Here is an 18,990-nt window from a genome sequence, read left to right as displayed (position 1 = left end):
TTGGTCCTGCGTACACAGGTCAAATGTGGGAGCGGGCTTGCTCGCGAAGACGGCACCAAAGGCACCGTCAATCCCAGGTCAGATCAAACCTTCTTGTACAGCTGACTGCCTTCCTGCTTGAAGCGCTCGGCCTGTTCGGCCATGCCTTGGGCGACGTCCACGTCGACCGCTTCGATCCGTTGGTTGGCCGCATACTCGCGGACTTCCTGGGTGATTTTCATCGAGCAGAACTTCGGCCCGCACATCGAGCAGAAGTGCGCGACCTTGGCCGAATCCTTCGGCAGGGTTTCGTCGTGATACGAACGCGCGGTGTCCGGATCGAGGCCCAGGTTGAACTGGTCTTCCCAGCGGAACTCGAAACGCGCCTTGCTCAAGGCATTGTCGCGGATCTGTGCGCCCGGGTGCCCCTTCGCCAGATCGGCGGCGTGCGCGGCGATCTTGTAGGTGATGATCCCGGTCTTCACGTCATCCTTGTTCGGCAGCCCCAGGTGCTCCTTCGGCGTCACGTAGCAGAGCATGGCGCAACCGAACCAGCCGATCATTGCCGCACCGATGCCCGAGGTGATGTGGTCGTAGCCCGGCGCGATGTCGGTGGTCAGCGGGCCGAGGGTGTAGAACGGCGCCTCATCGCAGCACTCCAGCTGCTTGTCCATGTTCTCCTTGATCAACTGCATCGGCACGTGGCCCGGGCCTTCGATCATGCACTGCACGTCGTGTTTCCAGGCAATCTTGGTCAGCTCGCCGAGGGTTTCCAGCTCGCCGAACTGCGCTTCGTCGTTGGCGTCGGCAATCGAGCCCGGACGCAGGCCGTCGCCCAGCGAGAAGCTGACGTCGTAGGCCTTCATGATTTCGCAGATTTCGTCGAAATGGGTGTAGAGGAAGTTCTCTTTGTGGTGCGCCAGGCACCACTTGGCCATGATCGAACCGCCACGGGACACGATGCCGGTCACGCGCTTGGCGGTCATCGGTACGTAGCGCAGCAGCACGCCGGCGTGGATGGTGAAGTAGTCGACGCCCTGCTCGGCCTGCTCGATCAGCGTGTCGCGGAACAGCTCCCAGGTCAGATCTTCGGCCACACCGTTGACCTTCTCCAGCGCCTGGTAGATCGGCACCGTACCGATCGGCACCGGCGAGTTGCGGATGATCCACTCACGGGTTTCGTGGATGTGCTTGCCGGTGGACAGGTCCATGACCGTGTCCGAACCCCAGCGAATGCCCCAGGTCAGTTTCGCCACTTCTTCTTCGATGGACGAACCCAGGGCGCTGTTGCCGATGTTGCCGTTGATCTTCACCAGGAAGTTACGGCCGATGATCATCGGTTCCAGTTCGGTGTGGTTGATGTTGGCCGGAATGATCGCGCGGCCGCGGGCGATTTCCTCGCGGACGAATTCAGGGGTGATTTCTTTCGGGATACTCGCGCCGAAACTGTGGCCAGCGTGCTGTTGCTTCAACAGGCCGGCGGCGCGGGCCTCTTGCAGCTTCATGTTTTCGCGGATGGCGACGTATTCCATCTCGGCGGTGATGATGCCTTTGCGCGCGTAGTGCATCTGGCTGACGTTGGCCCCGGCCTTGGCACGGCGCGGGTTGTTCACGTGGGCAAAGCGCAGTTTGGTCAGCTCTGGATCGGCAAGGCGCTCCTGCCCGAAGTTCGAGCTCAGGCCACTCAGGCGTTCGGTGTCACCACGGTCGTCGATCCACGCCGAACGCACGTCACCCAGGCCTTTACGCACGTCAATCACCACGTTGGGATCGGTGTAAGGGCCCGAGGTATCGTAGACAGTCACCGGGGCGTTGATTTCGCCGCCGAAGTCAGTCGGCGTCACGTCCAGGGTGATTTCGCGCATCGGCACGCGGATGTCCGGGCGAGAGCCCTGGACGTAGATTTTTTGCGAACGGGTGAACGGTTGAACCGACTGCTCATCGACCTTGGCCGACTCACTGAGGTTGATCGCGTTTTTTGCTTTTATGGTCATCACGGGCTCTCCAGACAGCATCCAGGCAGTGGATTGTCGGAGCAGAACCTGAAAGGCACGGACGCACCAGGACTGGTGCTGTGCGTCGTCACACGGGGAGCGTTCGATTGTCGAACAATTTCCCGGACGAAGCACAAGAGGACTCGCCGGGTGACGAGAAATCTTGTTCCCTACGCAGGCGCTAACCTGATCAGGTTCAACGGGATCCGAAATTATTCGATCTCAGCCTCATAGCAAGGCACCCCGACAAGAACCCGGCCAGTCTAGACACAACTGGCAAAGAACGCCAACCCCCCGGCAAATACCATGATGAATGGCGTAATAACACGCAGTATCAGGATTGTTGCCCCCCCAATGCGCAACTACACTCGCTACGCTGAGCCGCGCATTGACGCTATCGAAGCAGGGCCTTAGCCTTGGCGCTCAAATTACCTTTGTAATATCAATTCTAGGGATCGTCTATGCTGCGCAAACTCTCACTGGCCCTTGCCGTGTCTTGTGCGTCCAACGGATTGGCCTGGGCAGCAGATGCGCCCTTATCGAACAAGAACGACCTCGTCAGCGTTTATCAGGAAGCCGTCAACAACAACGCCGATCTGGCGGCGGCCATCGCCCAATACGGCGCGCAGAAGGAAGTCGTGCCCCAGGCCCGCGCCGGGCTGCTGCCGAACCTCTCGGGCGGTGCGAATGTTTCCGAGGTGCGGACCTCGCTCGATCAACCTTCGGGCACGTCCAACCGCGATGCTCATTCCTACCAGGCAACTTTGGCGCAGCCGCTGTTCCGGGCTGACCGCTGGTTCCAGTTCCAGGCCGCCAAGGAAGTCAATGAACAGGCCGCCCTGCAACTCTCGGCGACCGAGCAGAACCTGATCCTGCAAACCGCCGACAGCTATTTCAACGTCCTGCGCACCCAGGACAACCTGGCCTCGACCAAGGCCGAAGAAGCGGCGTTCAAGCGCCAGCTCGATCAATCCAACGAGCGTTTCGATGTCGGCCTCTCGGACAAGACCGACGTGTTGAACTCACAGGCCAGCTACGACACCGCACGCGCCAACCGCATCGTTGCGCAGCGCCAGGTGGACGACGCCTTTGAAGCATTGATCACCCTGACCAACCGTCAGTACAACTCGATCTGGGGCATCAGCCATAACCTGCCAATCCTGCCGCCGGTACCGAACGACGCCAAGGCCTGGGTCGAAACCGCGGGCAGGCAGAACCTCAATCTGCTGGCCAGCAACTATGCCGTCAGCGCCGCCGAGCAAACCCTCAAGCAACGCAAGTCCGGGCACTTGCCAACGGTTGACGCGATCGCCAAGTACGAGAAAGGCGACAACGATGCACTGGGCTTCAGCAACCCGAACAACCTGCCCCAGGCGTACGGTGGCGACGTCGATCAAACCACCGTCGGCCTGCAGCTGAACATCCCGATCTACAGCGGCGGCCTGATCAACTCCCAGGTGCGTCAGTCGTATGCACAACTGGACCAGACCGAGCAGCAACGCGAATCCTTGCGCCGCAGCATCGTGGAAAACACCCGCGACCTGCACCGCGCGGTGAACACCGATGTCGAGCAGGTACAGGCGCGCAAGCAATCGATCATCTCCAACCAGAGTGCGGTGGAAGCGACTGAAATCGGCTATCAGGTGGGGACGCGAAACATCGTCGACGTGCTGGATGCGCAGCGCTCGCTCTACAACTCGGTGCGCGACTACAACAACACCCGCTACGACTACATCCTCGACAACCTGCGCCTGAAGCAACAGGCTGGCACGTTGAATCCGGGAGACCTGCAAAACCTGGCACGCTGGCTCAATCCCAACTACAACCCGGACAAGGATTTCCTGCCACCGGATCTGGCCAAGGCGGCAGCGGAGCAGTTGAAAGCGCGACCGGAGCAGTAAAAGCAAAAGCTTCGCGAGCAAGCCCGCTCCCACATTGGATCTTCTGCGAGCACAGGTTTTGTGTACGACAGTAGCCCAATGTGGGAGCGGCGGTGCGACGATTCGACTTGCTCGCGAATGAAGGCAGCGCGGTCTACCGCTCGATCAACCGCCCCAACCCGTCCAGCAAGCGCTGCAACGCCCCCTGGTTGGCGCGCATCACCTTCAACCCGGCCTCTGCCATGCGCTGTGCATCACGGGGCAGTTCGAACAGCCGCTGCACCGCCACCGCCAACCCTTCGGCATCCTCCACTTCCTGCAACGCCCCGGCACTGCGCAACTGCGCAGCGATTTCGAGGAAGTTGAAAAGATGCGGCCCGCTCAGCACCGGTTTGGCCAGGGCCGCCGGCTCCAGCAGGTTATGCCCGCCGTTCGGCACCAGGCTGCCGCCGACGAAAGCACTGTCAGCCAGGGCGTAGAGAAACAGCAACTCGCCCATGGTGTCGCCCAGCAACACTGAAGTATCGGCACTGACCGCGTCGCCACTGGAGCGCCGGACGGTGGCAAACCCTTGTTGCTGGCACAGCCCGTACACCGAATTGAAGCGTTCCGGATGACGCGGTACCAGAATCAGCAACGCATCGGGGTGACTGGCCAGCAATTGACGATGAGCCGCCAGCACGACCTCGTCTTCGCCGTCATGGGTACTGGCCGCGATCCACACCGGTCGCTCCAGCGCCTGCCATTGCCCGCGCAACTGGCTGGCGCGCTCGAGCAGTTGCGGGTCGATGGTCAGGTCGAACTTGATCGAACCGGTGACCTCGACGGTTTCCGGTCGCGCACCCAGATCACGGAAGCGCTGGGCTTCGGCCTCGGTCTGCACCGCGAACAGGCTCATCTCGGCCAGCATCGGCTGGGTCAATTTACGGAAGCGGCCATAGCCCCTGGCCGAACGCTCGGACAGTCGTGCATTGGCCAGCGCTACGGGAATCCCGCGTTTGGCACATTGATGGATATGGTTGGGCCACAGCTCGGTTTCCATGATCACCGCCAGTTTTGGCCGGACCCGATCAAGGAAGCGCCGGGCAGCGCACGGCAAATCGTACGGCAGATAGCAGTGCTGGATGCGTGGCTCATTGGCAAACAGGGCCAGGATGCGTTCCGAACCGGTCGGCGTCATGCAGGTCACTGTGATCGGCAGATTCGGGTAACGCGCCAGCAAGGCGCGGATCATCGGCGCGGCAGCAATGCTTTCGCCCACCGACACGGCATGCACCCAGATACCGCCCGGCTTCATCGCCGGCATCCCATAGGAGAAGCGTTCACTGATGCGCCGGGCATAAGCTGGCGCCTTGCGCGCGCGCAGCCAAAGCCGAATCGCTACCAATGGCAGCCCCAGATAAAACAGCGCGGTGTAGAGAGTTCTATTCATGGCGGCGGAGTTTATCGGCTTTTTTCACCAATCGTCTGCAAGTGCACGGCAAAACGTTCGGCGAGCCAGCGCGCGGCCGGACCAAGCGGCTCGTCCCGACGCCAAACCAGCTCCACCACCAGGGCCGGCGGGGTCCATTCGCTGACCAGTTCGACCATCTGGTTCTGATAGGTCGGGTATTGCACCACGTGGCGCGGCAACCACGCCCAGCCGAGGCCGCGCACCAGCCATTCGGCCATCACATAGAAACTGTCGGCGCGCCAGACTTGCGGGCTGGCGGGATCACTGCCCGGATAAATGCTCGACTCCGTGGACATCAGCAACTGCCGATGCTGCGCCAATTGCTGGCCGTCCACCGTGCCTTTGCCCGCCAACGGATGATCCTTGCCGCACACCGTGACCATTTCCACGCTGCCCAGCACGCGACGCTCAAGCGCCTCGGGAATCTGATCGTGAAAGAACAGCAGCCCCAGATCGGCGCGCCGCTCCACCAGCTTGCGCGCGACATCGCCTTGGGCGGCGCTGGTCAGTTGCACTTCAAGGCTGGGGAATTTTTCCGCCAGGGCCTCGAAGCTTTCGATGATCGGCTGATAAGGCATCGCCTCATCCTGCGCCACACGCAGTCGGGCCTCCTGACCGCGCATCATCGCCAACGCCCGGCCATTGAGTCGCTCACACTGACGCAACACTTCCCGTGCTTCGTCCAGCAACGCGGTACCGGCTTCAGTGAGCTTCGGCTGACGGCCGCTGCTGCGGTCGAACAGGCTGACGCCCAGGTCATCCTCCAGCAGCGCTATCGCACTGCTGACCGCCGACTGCGCCTTGCGCTGATCCCGCGCCACGGCAGAAAACGATCGCTGCTCCGCTACGCTGACAAACAACCGCAACTGCTCCAGATTCCATTGCATGCTCATGGTTCAACCCATCTTCAAAACAGATAGGTAATGACTTTACCGCATCTGGCAAATCACTAGAATGCCGACCTCAGAGAGCAACACTTCACACGAGGATTGACCCATGACCGCTTACTACTACCTGGCCATTGCCATCTGCGCCGAAGTGGTTGCCACTGTTTCGATGAAAGCCGTCAAAGGCCTCAGCACCCCGCTGCCACTGGTGCTGGTCATCGTTGGCTACGGCATTGCTTTCTGGATGCTGACCCTGGTGGTGCGCAGCGTTCCGGTGGGTGTGGCGTATGCCGTGTGGGCCGGCATGGGGATCGTGATGGTCAGCGTCGCGGCGCTGTTTATCTACGGGCAGAAGCTGGACGTGCCGGCGATGCTGGGGATGGCGTTGATTGTGCTGGGGGTTGTGGTCATCCAGCTCTTCTCCAAGACTGCAGGGCATTAGAACTCGAAACGCGACCCCCTGTGGGAGCGAGCTTGCTCGCGATGACGGCATGGAATTCAACATCAATGTTGACTGACCCACCGCTATCGCGAGCAAGCTCGCTCCCACAGGGTTACTCGTTGGCTCGAGAGCACTGGCGTCAGCCCCTCCAATCTTCGAGTCTGTATACTGCGCCCTCGTCTTGAACACAGAGGTCGCTGCATGCCATCCGTTATTTCCACCGACGTTCTGATTGTCGGCGCTGGTGTCGCCGGCCTCTGGCTGAACGCGCGCCTGCGCCGCCAGGGTTTTTCGACCGTGCTGGTGGAAAGCGCCAGCCTCGGCGGCGGGCAGACCGTGAAGTCCCAGGGCATTATCCACGGTGGTGCCAAGTACGCATTGCACGGCGCCCTGACCGGCGCTTCGGAAGCCATCGCCGATATGCCGCGCCGCTGGCGTGAAGCCCTGGCCGGTGACGGCGAGCTGGACCTGTCTGGTGTACGTCTGCTCTCTGAAGCCCATTACCTGTGGTCCCCTGGCACCCTCGCCGGCAACCTGACCAGCTTCTTCGCCAGCAAGGCCGTGCGCGGGCGCGTCGATCAGGTCAAGGGCGACCAGTTGCCGCCCGCGCTGCAGGACAAGCGCTTCAAGGGCAAGGTCTATCGCCTGGCGGAACTGGTGATCGATGTGCCGAGCCTGATCCAGCGCCTCGCCGACCTCGCCGGTGACGGCTTGCTCGCCGGGCAGAAGATCGAACCGCTGCTGGAGGGTGGCAAGCTGGTCGGCCTGATCGTCGATGAGCGCGAGATCCGCGCCCAGCGCATCGTCTTGAGCGCCGGTGCAGGCACGGCGCAACTGCTCGAAGCATTGGGCCTCAGCGAGCCGGCGATGCAGCGTCGACCGCTGCACATGATCATCGCCAAGGGGCCGAGCCTCAAACCGCTGTACGCCCATTGCCTGGGCGGCGGCACCAAACCGCGCATTACCGTCACCACCCACCCGGCCGCCGACGGTCAATGGGTCTGGTACATGGGTGGCGACATCGCCGAAAGCGAAGGCGTGCTCCGTGAGCCTGCGGAGCAAATCGCCACCGCACAGAAAGAACTCGGCCAGTTGCTGCCGTGGATCGACTTGAGCACGGTGCAGTGGGCCACCCTGCGCGTGGATCGCGCCGAACCCCTGCAATCGGGCCTGACCCGCCCCGACAATGCGTTTCTCGCAGAAGAAGGCCGGCTGCTGGTGGGCTGGCCAACCAAACTCGCCCTGGCGCCGGACTTCGCTGACCGGGTCATCGCCAGCCTGACCCGCGACGGCATCCAGCCAGGCCACCCGGCAGCGCTGCCTGAACTGCCGAGGCCGCCGATGGGCGTACCGGCCTGGGAGCAACTGTTGCCATGAGCCAACCGACCCTGCATGACTTGCATCGCCCCCTGGGCAGCAGCGGCCTGCTGGTTTCACCCTTGGGCCTGGGCACAGTGAAACTGGGCCGCGACCAAGGCGTGAAATACCCCAGCGGCTTCCGGATTCCCGATGACGATGAAGCGCGCATGCTGCTCAAGCTTGCTCGCGACCTGGGCATCAACCTGATCGACACGGCCCCGGCCTATGGCCGCAGCGAAGAACGCCTCGGCCCGTTGCTGCGCGGCCAGCGTCAGGATTGGGTAATTGTCAGCAAGGTGGGTGAAGAATTTGCCGACGGCCAGTCTCGTCACGATTTCAGCGCGGCACACACGCGCATGTCGGTAGAGCGCAGCCTGCAACGCCTGGAAACGGACTTCATCGACTTGGTGCTGGTGCACTCCGATGGCAACGACCTGGCGATCCTCAATGACTGCGAAGTCTACGAAACCCTCGCCGAACTCAAGGCCGAAGGCAAGATTGGCGGCTTCGGGTTTTCCGGCAAGACCGTCGAAGGCGGATTGAAGGCGCTGGAGCAAGGCGACTGCGCGATGGTCACCTACAATCTGAACGAACAAAACGAGAAGGCCGTCATTGACTATGCTGCTGCACACGGCAAAGCCATTCTGGTCAAGAAAGCCCTCGCCAGCGGTCACGTATGCCTGAGTCCGGGCGTGGACCCGGTGCGCGCCAGTTTCGAGTTGCTGTTTGAACATCCGGGTGTTGCCAGTGCTATTGTCGGGACCATCAATCCGCTGCACCTCGCCCACAATGTCGCGACCGTTGCCCAGGTCCTACGTAGCCACTGACGCCGCTCACGCGGCCTTAAGCAGGAGCCGACATGTCGCGCACGCTCATCAGAAAGAACCCGAGCAACTTCAAGACCCTGCCGTTATTCGTCGAAGCGACTCCTGAAGGCCTGAGCTACCAGAGCGTCGGCAGGCCGCTGAATTTCTCCCAGACCCTGCAACGTCGTCGGCCGGTCACGGTCGGCGACAGCGAACGATTTGCCCTGGAACTGGCCAATCTCGGGGTCTCGGTGCGCCTGACCCTGCATTGGCAGAATCGCGACTACTGGGTGCTGGTGCGTCAGCGTCGGCAGGACCGTGGCGACGTGGTGCTCAAGCTGATCTCCGGTTACGTGCCGGCCCACGAACTGAACCTCCCCCTGCACACGGCGATCCAGGAGATTGCCGAAGAATGCCTGCTGGAAACCCCGGAAGGCTGGCTCGGTGGCCGGTTCAATGACACCTGGCTGCCGGCGCCCTACTCGGCCGCCCTGCATTACCGCGAAGCCTTGCCGTTTCGCTTGTCGCCATTGTCCGGCTCGGCGCGGCCAGTGCGTTGCGCCAACCTGACGTTGATGGAGCGTCCGCGGGCTTACGTGCATTTGCCGACGGCGTCGCTGCAATTGATTTACGACCTGCGCCTGGACGTTCCCAAGGAAGCCAAATCCCTGAGTCTGTTCCATGTCGATGAAAGGTTGGAAGGCGATCAACTCGTCGCCCGTCTCGATCGCAAGCGCCCCGACCTGTACTTGATGCCCTTGCAGGACGGCCACCCGATGGCTGAGCTCTACACCCTGAAAAAGGATCAACTGTACCCGGCCAGCACGCGCGGCCTGTACCTGGCCGAGAGCTTTGCCCGACAGGAAGGCTGGCTGGTGCGCGATGAGCGAATCCGCTGGAAGGACTGGGTGAGGCAGCAGGGGTTGACCCCGCCGGGGAAGGATTCGGGTTTGGCGCGGTTGCGCGGGAAGGCCAAGCTGCTGCTGAAGAAAATCGTGCCGCGCAAGGCGGCACGATAGCAAAGACTGGCGGGCTTTTGTGGCGAGGGGGCTTGCCCCCGTTGGGGCGCGAAGCGCCCCCAAAACCATACAGCGCGGTTTTTCAGGTTTATCGCATCCAGCCATTTTACGGCTGCTGCGCAGCCGAACGGGGGCAAGCCCCCTCGCCACAGAAAGCCCCCTCGCCACAACAAGCCCGAGCCTTATTCAGACTTGCGGATCTTCTCGACAATCGCCGTGGTCGAGCTGTTTTCCACCAGGCCCAGCACTTTCACGGTACCGCCGTAGGCCGTCACGATGTCCGCGCCGACTACCTGGTCGATCCCGTAGTCGCCACCCTTGACCAGCACGTCCGGCTTGATCGCGCTCAGCAGGTTTTCCGGGGTACCTTCCGGGAAACTGATGACCCAGTCCACCGCGCCCAACCCGGCCAGCACCGCCATGCGCCGGTCGACACTATTGATTGGACGGCCCGGCCCTTTCAGGCGGCTGACCGATGCGTCGTCGTTGATCGCGACGATCAGGCGATCGCCCTGGGCCCGCGCCTGTTCCAGATAGGTCACGTGGCCGGCATGCAGGATGTCGAAGCAACCGTTGGTGAAGACAATCCGCTCGTTATGCGCGCGGGCATCATCGACCGCAAGCAGCAGTTGCTCAAGACCCAGCACACCGCGTTCGGAACCCTCCGCGCGTTGAATCGCGCGACGCAGTTCCGGCGCACTGATGGCCGCCGTACCGAGCTTGCCGACCACGATACCGGCCGCCAGGTTGGCCAGGGCCACGGCGTGAGGCAGTTCTTCACCCGCGGCAATCGCTGCTGCCAGGGTGGAAATCACTGTATCGCCGGCACCGGTCACGTCGAACACTTCGCGGGCACGGGCCGGCAAGTGCAGCGCCGGATGATCCGGACGCAGCAAGGTCATGCCGTGCTCGCCACGGGTCACCAGCAAGGCACCGAGGTCCAGGTCGTGCATCAGTTGCGCGCCCTTGTTGACCAGCTCGTGTTCATCGGCGCAACCACCGACGATGGTTTCGAATTCGTTGAGGTTTGGCGTGATCAGGCTTGCGCCACGGTAGATCGAAAAATCCTTGCCCTTTGGATCGGCCAGCACCGGAATGCCGCGGGCACGGGCGGCCTGGATCAGTGCCTGATGATTTTTCAGTGCGCCTTTGCCGTAGTCGGACAGCACCAGCACCTTGATGCCTTCGAGCAACTCGTCGACCTGCGCGGCCAGCGCCAGCGCGTCGGTGGCGAAAGGTTCTTCGAAGTCGATACGCAGCAGTTGCTGGTGACGACTCATGACTCGCAGCTTGACGATGGTCGGCTGGTGCGCAATGCGCTGGAAGATGGCTCGCACGCCAGCGCCCTTGAGGCTGTTGACCAGGCTATTGGCAGCTTCATCGTCGCCGGTTACACCGACCAGCGAGGCGGGAGCCCCCAGGGCGGCAATGTTCAAGGCAACGTTGGCAGCGCCACCCGGACGGTCCTCGATGTGATCGACCTTGACCACCGGCACCGGCGCCTCAGGGGAAATCCGTGAGGTACCACCATGCCAGTAACGGTCGAGCATGACATCGCCGACCACCAAGACAGGGGCTTGATCGAATCGCGGCATGGACAACTTCATGGTGCAACCCACATACAGAATGAACAGGGGCGCGATATTAACACAGGGTTGGCGTCGGCTTGTGCGGTGGCTGCAACGGGATGATTTGCCGGGTGTTTTTGCTCATTTTTCGAGCAAAAAAAACCGTCAGGCGACGGCACCGGCACGAAAGGGCGAGCCAGGCTCGCCCTTTCAGGGTCAGGCGATGTCTTCGGCCGGGGCGTCGAGGCCCATCGCGTTGAGGCGCGAGTAGTAGCCGTTTTGCGCCAGCAGTTGCTCGTGGGTGCCGCGCTCGACGATTTTCCCCTGATCCATGACCAGGATCAGGTCGGCCTTCTCAATGGTCGACAAGCGGTGAGCGATCACCAGCGTGGTGCGACCTTTCATGACCTGATCCAGGGCAGCCTGGATATGCCGCTCTGACTCGGTATCGAGTGCCGAAGTCGCCTCGTCGAGAATCAGCAGCGGGGCATTCTTCAACAGCGCCCGGGCAATCGCCAGGCGCTGACGCTGGCCACCGGAGAGCAACACGCCGTTTTCCCCGACCTGGGTATCCAGGCCTTCGGGCAATTGAGCAATGAAGTCCATCGCGTAGGCATCTTTGGCCGCTTTTTCGATGTCTTCACGGGGCGCCCCGGCCAGGTCGCCATAGGCGATGTTGTTGGCCACCGTGTCGCTGAACAGTGTCACGTGTTGAGTCACCTGGGCGATATGCCGACGCAGGTTCAACAGCTTGTACTGTTCCACTTCGACGCCATCGATGAGGATTTCGCCCTTGTCGTGGTGATAGAAACGCGGAATCAGGTTGGCCAGGGTCGACTTGCCGCTGCCCGAACGCCCCACCAGCGCCACCATTTGCCCGGGTTCGACCGAGAAACTGATGTCATTGAGCACCTGACGCTCGGTGTCAGGGTAGGTAAAGCTGAGGTTGCGCACTTCCAGGCGACCGCTGACGACATCACGCTCGACGGTACCGGTATCGACTTCAGGCTCGACATCCAGTTGCTCGAAGATACTTTCAGCACCGGCCACACCTTTCTGGATGGTCGAGCTGACTTCAGACAGCTGGCGAATCGGCTTGGGCAGCAGGCCGGCCAGGGTGATGTAGGCCACCATGTCGCCGGCGGACGCATCACCACGCAGGAACAGCACCAGGAACATCAGCACGGCCATGGCGGTGTAGATCACCAGTTGCAGCAGCGGCGTATAGATGGCACCGGTGCGGGTCATGCGCAATTGCTTGTCGGTATTGCCCTGGCTGGCGTCGAAGAAGCGTTTCTCTTCGTACTTTTCACCGCCGAAGCTGCGCACCACGCGATAGCCCTGAATCGTTTCGGACGCCACGTGCGTCACGTCGCCCATGGCCAGCTGGATTTTCTTGCTCTGCTTGCGGAATTTCTTGCTGGCCGTGCGCACCATGATGGCAATCAGCGGAAGGATGGCGACCATCACTAGCGTCAGGCGCCAGTTCATGAACAACAGCGAGGCAAACAGGAAGACCACCGTCATGCCTTCACGAATTACGACCTTGATCGCATCTGTTGCCGCCCCCGTGACCATGGTCACGTTGAAGGTGATACGTGAAATCAGGTGCCCCGAGTTATGCTTGTCGAAATAACGGTTCGGCAACACCAGCAGGTTGTTGAACAGCTGGACCCGCAAGTCATGGACCAGGCCCAGGGAAACCTTGGCCAGGAAGTAGTTGCCCAGGTACGACCCCAGCCCCTGCCACGCGGCGATCAGGATGATCAGCAACGGCACCGCCTGCAGCAGTTGCAGGTCGCGCAGGTAAGGCACGGTTGGAAACAGCGCCGCTTCAGGATTGGATAGACCGTCGACGAAGTACTTGAGGATGTAGCCCAGCATTGGCTGCGTCGAAGCGAAAATCAGAAAACCGACGATGCTGATCAGGAACAGGCTGATATACGGCCGGACATAGCCGAGCAGACGGAAGTAGATTTTCAAGCTTGATGGGCTTGCGGAGAGACTGGAGTCGGTCATATCACGCGAATGTCGATGAAAAGGACGCTGACTTTAGCACAGCTTCCCCAGGGTTCTGGCAATCGCATAAAGTCTGTGTATTGTGGCGCGTCAAATAGCCACCCGCTGCCCCTGCCTGGGTACGGTCGCTCAATTCAGGAATAAGTTACTCAGCATGCAATTAAACGCTTTGAACAGCACGTCCAATAGAACCTTCGATTTCATTTGTTTGTGGATCCTTCCACTCGGTTACTTATTGTTGCTTTGCGCCCTGTTTTTCCTGCCCGGACGCAGCGTGCTCCACAAGCTCTACTATGGCCTGTTCAGCATTCCGGCACTGATTGCACTGTGCTTGCGTCCGCGGCTCGCCAAGGAACTGCTGTACGAACCGATCATCATCGCAGTCCTGCTGTTTGTCGCTTGGGCGATGCTCAGCCTGGGCTGGGGCCCGGGCGACGAAATAGACTTCGGTCAGTTCAAACCGCCACTGCATACCCTGATGCTGTTCGTTGGCTGCTACCTGCTGGTGCGCTATCGCAGCGAAATCATCCAGCCGCTGCTGTTCTGCGCCGCAACGGTGGCGCTGATCACCTCGGCCTACAACCTGTACCGGTTCGGCCTGATCTACCAGCCGGAAATGCGCATGATCGGAGTCGGCGCGTTCGACAATCCACTGCTCAGCTCCCACGTCTTCGGCTTTTTCTGTACCTATTGGCTGAGCCTGAGCATGACCTGCAAGCGACGCCAGGTACTCTGGTTGAGCATACCGGCGATGGCGATCATGTTCGCCGCCGTGCTGGCCACCGGTTCCAGGACCCCATTGGTTGCATTGACGCTGGCGGCGCTATGGCTGTGCCTCATCTCCTGGAACCGACGCTCGGTCGTTCTGCTTGGCTCCCTGTTCATTGCCGGAACGGCGACGTTCGCGCTGTTTGCGGACAAAATCATTGAGCGAGGCAGCTCCTTCCGTATCGAGCTCTGGCAATTGACCCTGGACCGGATCGCTGAACATCCGTGGATCGGACATGGCTACAACGCCGATCTGGCCCTGGACCCAGGCGTCGGCTACACCCTTGAGGAGCCCCATAGCTTTGCCCTCGGCGTGCTTTACTACGTCGGCATTATCGGTCTGCTGCCATGGCTGTTTTTCCACGCGTGGGGCCTCATCAGAAGCTGGCGTCATCGCGTGCAACCGCTGTTCATCATTGCCTCGGCCTGGCTGGCCTTCGGTATCGGCGCGGGCCTGACTGAAGGTGGCGGGATTATCTCGCGCCCCAAGGAGCACTGGTTCCTGCTGTGGATCCCCCTGGCGCTGGTTGCCGCATTGAGCATCAATCAGCGCGCCAGACGCCTGCTGGACACACCGATCATGGCCGTGACGCCGAGTGCCCTGCAGCAACTGATTACCGATGCCCGGGTCATCGAAGAAGACGGTTTGGGTCCCAAAGTCCTGCGCCTGACCGACGGCAGCTTTCTCAAGCTGTTCCGCCGTCGCCGCTGGTATACCTCGGGCAGTTTCACGCCCTATTCCGATCGTTTTGCCGTCAACAGTGTGCAACTGCGCGGCATGGGTATTCCGACCCCGCAAATCCTCAATCTCTACCGGTTCGAAGACGGCAGCACCGCAGTGCACTACTCGCCGTTGCCGGGCAACACGCTACGCCAGATCCTGCAAGGCATCACCGCCCCGGCGGTACGCCAGGCACTGGTGGAGCGCTTCGGCAAGTTCATGGCTCAACTGCATCACAAAGGGATCTACTTCCGCTCCCTGCACCTGGGCAATGTGCTGGTGCTGCAGGACGGCGAGTTCGGCCTGATCGACCTGGCCGACCTGCGAATCTACCCGTCATCATTGAGCCCTTCCCTGCGTCGGCGCAATCTGCGCCACATGCAGCGCTACACAGTAGATCGGCATTGGCTGTTCGAGGATCACTTCGAAGCCCTGCTACAGGGATACGCCGCGGTGGCCTCGAAAGCCGACGTGGATAATTTGCACAGGCAAGTGCTGGCCGGGAGCCCCTCGGCCCAGGCTCACCGATGACGCAAACCAGCCCGCTGATCGCGATGACGGCCTACCGGCCGGTTATCGCGATCGCGCCGGGCAAAGCCTCCAGCCCCTGTCTCAGTCTTTCTCCAGCCGAGAGAAATACATCCGCCCCAACCCACGCCAGGTTTTCTTGTTCCAGGCCTTGAAGGGAATCTGCGCCAGCAACTCACGCGCCAGCTTGCGATCACGGTTGGCGGTCTTGAGGAACATGGAATTGAGAAACTTGTAGCGCACCTCGTCATACAGCGGGTGATCGCTGAAGAGCGCGTAGGTGCGCAGGATGCTGTCGATCATGAAGCGGTGGTTCTTGTAGGAGTTGGTGGCGTGCTTGCGATAGCGCGCCATCAACACGTTCAGACCATCGATGAAGTAACCGGCATGGGTCACCTTCAACTCGATCAGCAAATCTTCCAGGCGAATGGTCGGGTCGAAACCGCCCACCTTCTCCAGTGCTTCACGCCGGATCATCAGGGTGGGTGCCGGAGGATAGGGCTTGCGCTCCAGGAACATGTCATCGAAATCCAGGCGACGGAACGGCACATCCCGGCGCTGGCGCTTCTCCGGGTAGAGGTTGCCGTCGGCATCGATCAGCTCGATGTTGCCGGCGCAAATGCCGACCTCGGGCTTGCCGTCCATATGCGCGACCTGGATGGCGATTCGCTCCGGCAACATGATGTCATCCGAACCGAACGGCACGATCAGGCTGCCCTTTGCCCGGGCAATCGCTCCATTGAGGGTGTTGGTCAGCCCCTGGTTTTCCTGGACCCGAAAGTCGAAGCCATGGGTGGCCTGCAACGCCTTGATCCGCTCGACGCTGTCATCCTTCGAACCATCGTCGACCACCAGCAACTCAATGTTCCGATAGGTCTGGTTGAGGACGCTGAGAATGCTCTGCTCGATGTAGGGGCCGTGGTTGTACGACGCGATAATGACCGTGACGATGGGTTGCGCGTCGTTCATGGCTGTTCCTTGCGGGCCTGTTCCAGGCCGGAGTCGATCAGATTGAGGTATTCGCGACGGAACTCCTCGATGTCATGGTGTTGTTGCAGATAACGGAAAGACTGCTCGCCCTTGGCCTTGAGTTCGTCATCCGACAGCCCGAGGTAAGTGTCCAGCGCAGCCTGCAGCGTCGGCACATCCTTGGGCGTAATCGCCAGGCCACCGGCCCCCTCGATGAGCGGCAACATGGCCGGCACGTTCGAGGCAATCACCGGCAAATGCCCGCTCATGCCTTCCAGCAGCGCCAACCCGAGGCCCTCGGCCAGGGACGGCATGGTCCAGATGTCGAAAGCGCGAATGTACTGCAGGGCAATGTCCTTGAACCCCAGCAAATGGGCGCGACCGCCGAGGCCGAGACGGTCGATCTCCGCGGCCAGGCGCGACTCTTCGCGACCGGCACCGATGATCGCCAGCTGGGTATTCGGGTATTTGTCCTTGAGCGCGGCAAAGGCCTGCAACAAATAGATATGACCCTTGACCGGCACCAGCCGCCCCAGTGCACCGATCAGCCGTACCGACGGATCGATGCCGAGCATTTCACGGGCCTTCTCGCGGCTGTGCTGCAAAGCCTCGGCCTGCTCGATGTCGATGGCGTTGGTGATGGCATAGGTATTCTGGCCGGTGAAGCCACAGTCGCAGTCCAGCAGATACTGCTTGACCGCTGGCGACACGCCGACGAAACGCCAGTGACGATCGATGAGGCGCTGGGTCTGGCGGCGTCGGTAAAAACGGTCGTACTCGCCGAAGCCGTGGGAAATGCCAATGCACAACGGCACTTTCAACCAGCGGTTGAGCGCCAGCATCATGTTCACCGGCTTGAAGCGGTTGCAGATCACCACATCGAATTTTTCCCGGCGGCAGAACTTGTACAGCTGCCACATCGCCCGCAGGCGCATGCCCTTGAGGGACTTGTCGGAAAACTCGAAGTACACCGAACGATCGGCCCGGCTCACCGCTTCGCCCGGCCCGGGTTTGCCCCGCAGAAACGCGGCGGTCACTTCATATCGATCGGTGGGCAGGGCCTTGACGATTTGCTCCGCGAGGTCGGCGAAATCATGGGCTTTGACGTTGTAGTCAGGCTGCAGTTGCAGGACCTTTGACCGCTGACTCATAACTCTCCCCGCTGAGAAACATTGCCTGGTGTGTGCTTGATCGACCACAAAAGCTCGTGGCGCCGCACGGCCTTGCGAAAGAATTCGTTCTCGCCATAAGTGGGCGGCACCCGACCGGCCAACAACCGCTGGATCACGCGACGCAAGCGGCGCTTGAACGGCATCGGCGGCTGCAGGTCGTGCATCATGCCCAACGCCATGGCCTTGTCCCGCTGTTGCTCCAGCGGCATCGGCAGGCAATAAGGCTGCATCGGCTGGACGGAATCGAAGGCCGGCGGCAAGGCGATGCCGTCACCGCTATCGCCCATCGGCCAACGGTCGTTGTCGTGCAGGTGGTTGGCGTAGCCCAACAGCGTGGTCGGTTGCCAGTCCAGGCCTTGCAAGGCCTCGAGGACTGCCGCCTGGGCGCAGATATGATCGGGGTGCGGATCCAGCGTCGGATGCGGCAGCACGATGACCTCGGGCCGGGCCCGTAGCAGCAATTCGCGCAGATCGGCCAGCAGATTGTTCCAGGTCGGCGCGCCATCGGCATCGCCTGGCAGCGTGAACGGATTCAGCTGGCGAAATAGTCGGGTATCACTCAGGTCGGCTTCCCGCGATCCCGCCGGCACGCCAGGCGCGGCCTGCATGCTCGCCAGTTGCAGGCAGAAATAACCCAGTTGTACGCAGCGGGCCTCGGGCACACCGGCCCAACGCGGTACGGCAATGCTGTCCCATGTGCGCAGGCGGCCTTTCAAGCGGGCCGCATCGACCTTGTTCAGGCCCATCTGCCGATAGTGTTCGGCTTCGATTTCACCGGCAGTCAGCGTGACGATCCAGGTTTCGTCGGCCTGGCTGTACAAACCGTAGGCTGCCAGCTCGGCGTCATCGGCGTGGGGCGCGATGACCATCACCCGCTGACGCCGGTAATCCGGATGTTCCAGCGCCCACAGCACCGGCTCGCCGAACACCCGACAGAAACGCCCGCGCAAGCGCAGGTCACCACGGGACAGGGCCTGAGCCTGACCACTGAGATTGAGGTAACGCAGGCCGTTTACGCCCCGTTCGAAGGTTTGTCGGTCAGGGTTTTCGCCCCCCGCCAACTCGACCACCGGATCGAAAAAACGACCCAGCCAGGTGCTTTTTACCCGCAGGGCCAGTACCAGCGTCGCGTCGTCGACCAGCATCACACCCTCGTCCAGCCGCAAGTGTTCACCGCTCAGGTGCACCTTGGGCTGTGGCGTGTACGGGGGAAAGCTGTACTGATAATCGTCTTTCGGCGAGTAGAACAGATGGTCGGCAAACCAGGCTTCATGGGCAATCCAGCCCAGTACCGCCAGCACCAGCGGCAACCACCAGGCCACCAGTACACCGATGACGATCAACAGCACCAGCGCGATCAACAGGCCGATGCGTTTAGTGCGCCGATGGCGCTTGAGCAGTTGCTGTTTGCGGCTCATGGCTTGGC

At 61.4% G+C, this 18,990-nt stretch carries 14 protein-coding genes and 1 riboswitch; of the genes, 6 read left to right on the top strand and 8 right to left on the bottom strand.

Annotated features, from left to right (window positions below; all coding sequences use genetic code 11):
• Positions 1–83 precede the first annotated feature (83 nt).
• Complete coding sequence (thiC, locus tag KW841_RS11265) at positions 84–1,973, bottom strand: phosphomethylpyrimidine synthase ThiC (protein WP_015093206.1); 1,890 nt, start codon at positions 1,971–1,973, stop codon at positions 84–86.
• Positions 1,974–2,123: 150 nt separating this feature from the next.
• Positions 2,124–2,229: riboswitch (TPP riboswitch) on the bottom strand.
• Positions 2,230–2,434: 205 nt separating this feature from the next.
• On the opposite strand from thiC, the gene KW841_RS11260 reads away from it, so the two are divergent.
• The gene (locus tag KW841_RS11260; RefSeq protein ID WP_218475992.1) at positions 2,435–3,874 is read left to right on the top strand and encodes a TolC family outer membrane protein; all 1,440 of its coding nucleotides are present in this window, start codon (positions 2,435–2,437) and stop codon (positions 3,872–3,874) included.
• A gap of 133 nt (positions 3,875–4,007) precedes the next feature.
• Here the strand turns inward: KW841_RS11260 and waaA are convergent, their stop codons facing one another.
• Together waaA and KW841_RS11250 are read right to left on the bottom strand one after the other, a co-directional pair.
• The gene (gene waaA, locus KW841_RS11255; RefSeq protein ID WP_218475990.1) at positions 4,008–5,285 is read right to left on the bottom strand and encodes a lipid IV(A) 3-deoxy-D-manno-octulosonic acid transferase; all 1,278 of its coding nucleotides are present in this window, start codon (positions 5,283–5,285) and stop codon (positions 4,008–4,010) included.
• 11 nt (positions 5,286–5,296) lie between these two features.
• Complete coding sequence (locus tag KW841_RS11250; protein ID WP_015093203.1) at positions 5,297–6,199, bottom strand: LysR family transcriptional regulator; 903 nt, start codon at positions 6,197–6,199, stop codon at positions 5,297–5,299.
• A gap of 103 nt (positions 6,200–6,302) precedes the next feature.
• Between KW841_RS11250 and KW841_RS11245 the strand changes: the two genes are divergently transcribed.
• The 4 genes from KW841_RS11245 (at position 6,303) to KW841_RS11230 (ending at position 9,819) form a co-directional block, all read left to right on the top strand.
• Positions 6,303–6,635, top strand: coding sequence for a multidrug efflux SMR transporter (locus KW841_RS11245; RefSeq protein ID WP_218475987.1), 333 nt, complete (start codon positions 6,303–6,305; stop codon positions 6,633–6,635).
• Positions 6,636–6,836: 201 nt separating this feature from the next.
• Positions 6,837–8,012, top strand: a complete 1,176-nt coding sequence (locus KW841_RS11240; protein WP_218475984.1) for an FAD-binding oxidoreductase — start codon at positions 6,837–6,839, stop codon at positions 8,010–8,012.
• Entirely contained in the window at positions 8,009–8,821 is an 813-nt protein-coding gene (locus KW841_RS11235; protein WP_007977442.1) for an aldo/keto reductase, read from the top strand. The genes KW841_RS11240 and KW841_RS11235 overlap by 4 nt, the downstream gene beginning before the upstream one ends.
• Before the next feature lie 32 nt (positions 8,822–8,853).
• Positions 8,854–9,819 carry a metal ABC transporter ATPase gene (locus KW841_RS11230; RefSeq protein ID WP_218475982.1) on the top strand — a complete coding sequence of 322 codons (966 nt, stop codon included), beginning with the start codon at positions 8,854–8,856 and terminating at the stop codon, positions 9,817–9,819.
• Positions 9,820–10,001: 182 nt separating this feature from the next.
• Here KW841_RS11230 and hldE read toward each other — a convergent pair whose 3' ends face one another.
• Positions 10,002–11,426 carry a bifunctional D-glycero-beta-D-manno-heptose-7-phosphate kinase/D-glycero-beta-D-manno-heptose 1-phosphate adenylyltransferase HldE gene (gene hldE / locus KW841_RS11225; RefSeq protein ID WP_218475980.1) on the bottom strand — a complete coding sequence of 475 codons (1,425 nt, stop codon included), beginning with the start codon at positions 11,424–11,426 and terminating at the stop codon, positions 10,002–10,004.
• A gap of 177 nt (positions 11,427–11,603) precedes the next feature.
• Positions 11,604–13,406, bottom strand: a complete 1,803-nt coding sequence (msbA, locus tag KW841_RS11220) for a lipid A export permease/ATP-binding protein MsbA (RefSeq protein ID WP_218475977.1) — start codon at positions 13,404–13,406, stop codon at positions 11,604–11,606.
• Positions 13,407–13,560: 154 nt separating this feature from the next.
• Here msbA and KW841_RS11215 point away from each other — a divergent pair, with 154 nt between their 5' ends.
• Positions 13,561–15,426, top strand: coding sequence for a bifunctional O-antigen ligase/aminoglycoside phosphotransferase family protein (locus KW841_RS11215; protein ID WP_218475974.1), 1,866 nt, complete (start codon positions 13,561–13,563; stop codon positions 15,424–15,426).
• A gap of 81 nt (positions 15,427–15,507) precedes the next feature.
• On the opposite strand, the gene KW841_RS11210 is transcribed toward KW841_RS11215, so the two are convergent.
• From KW841_RS11210 to KW841_RS11200, 3 genes are read right to left on the bottom strand one after another with little or no spacing between them, the layout of a single operon-like run.
• Positions 15,508–16,392, bottom strand: coding sequence for a glycosyltransferase (locus KW841_RS11210; protein ID WP_102698633.1), 885 nt, complete (start codon positions 16,390–16,392; stop codon positions 15,508–15,510).
• Complete coding sequence (locus KW841_RS11205) at positions 16,389–17,543, bottom strand: glycosyltransferase family 4 protein (protein ID WP_218475972.1); 1,155 nt, start codon at positions 17,541–17,543, stop codon at positions 16,389–16,391. The genes KW841_RS11210 and KW841_RS11205 overlap by 4 nt, the downstream gene beginning before the upstream one ends.
• The gene (locus KW841_RS11200; protein ID WP_218475969.1) at positions 17,540–18,982 is read right to left on the bottom strand and encodes a PIG-L deacetylase family protein; all 1,443 of its coding nucleotides are present in this window, start codon (positions 18,980–18,982) and stop codon (positions 17,540–17,542) included. The genes KW841_RS11205 and KW841_RS11200 overlap by 4 nt, the downstream gene beginning before the upstream one ends.
• Positions 18,983–18,990: the final 8 nt, after the last annotated feature.

Source organism: Pseudomonas sp. PDM28 (assembly GCF_019219115.1).
Taxonomy (GTDB): Bacteria; Pseudomonadota; Gammaproteobacteria; order Pseudomonadales; family Pseudomonadaceae; genus Aquipseudomonas; species Aquipseudomonas laurylsulfatiphila.
The sequence above is the reverse complement of the archived record's forward strand: the minus strand, read 5'-3'. Positions and strand labels throughout refer to the sequence as shown.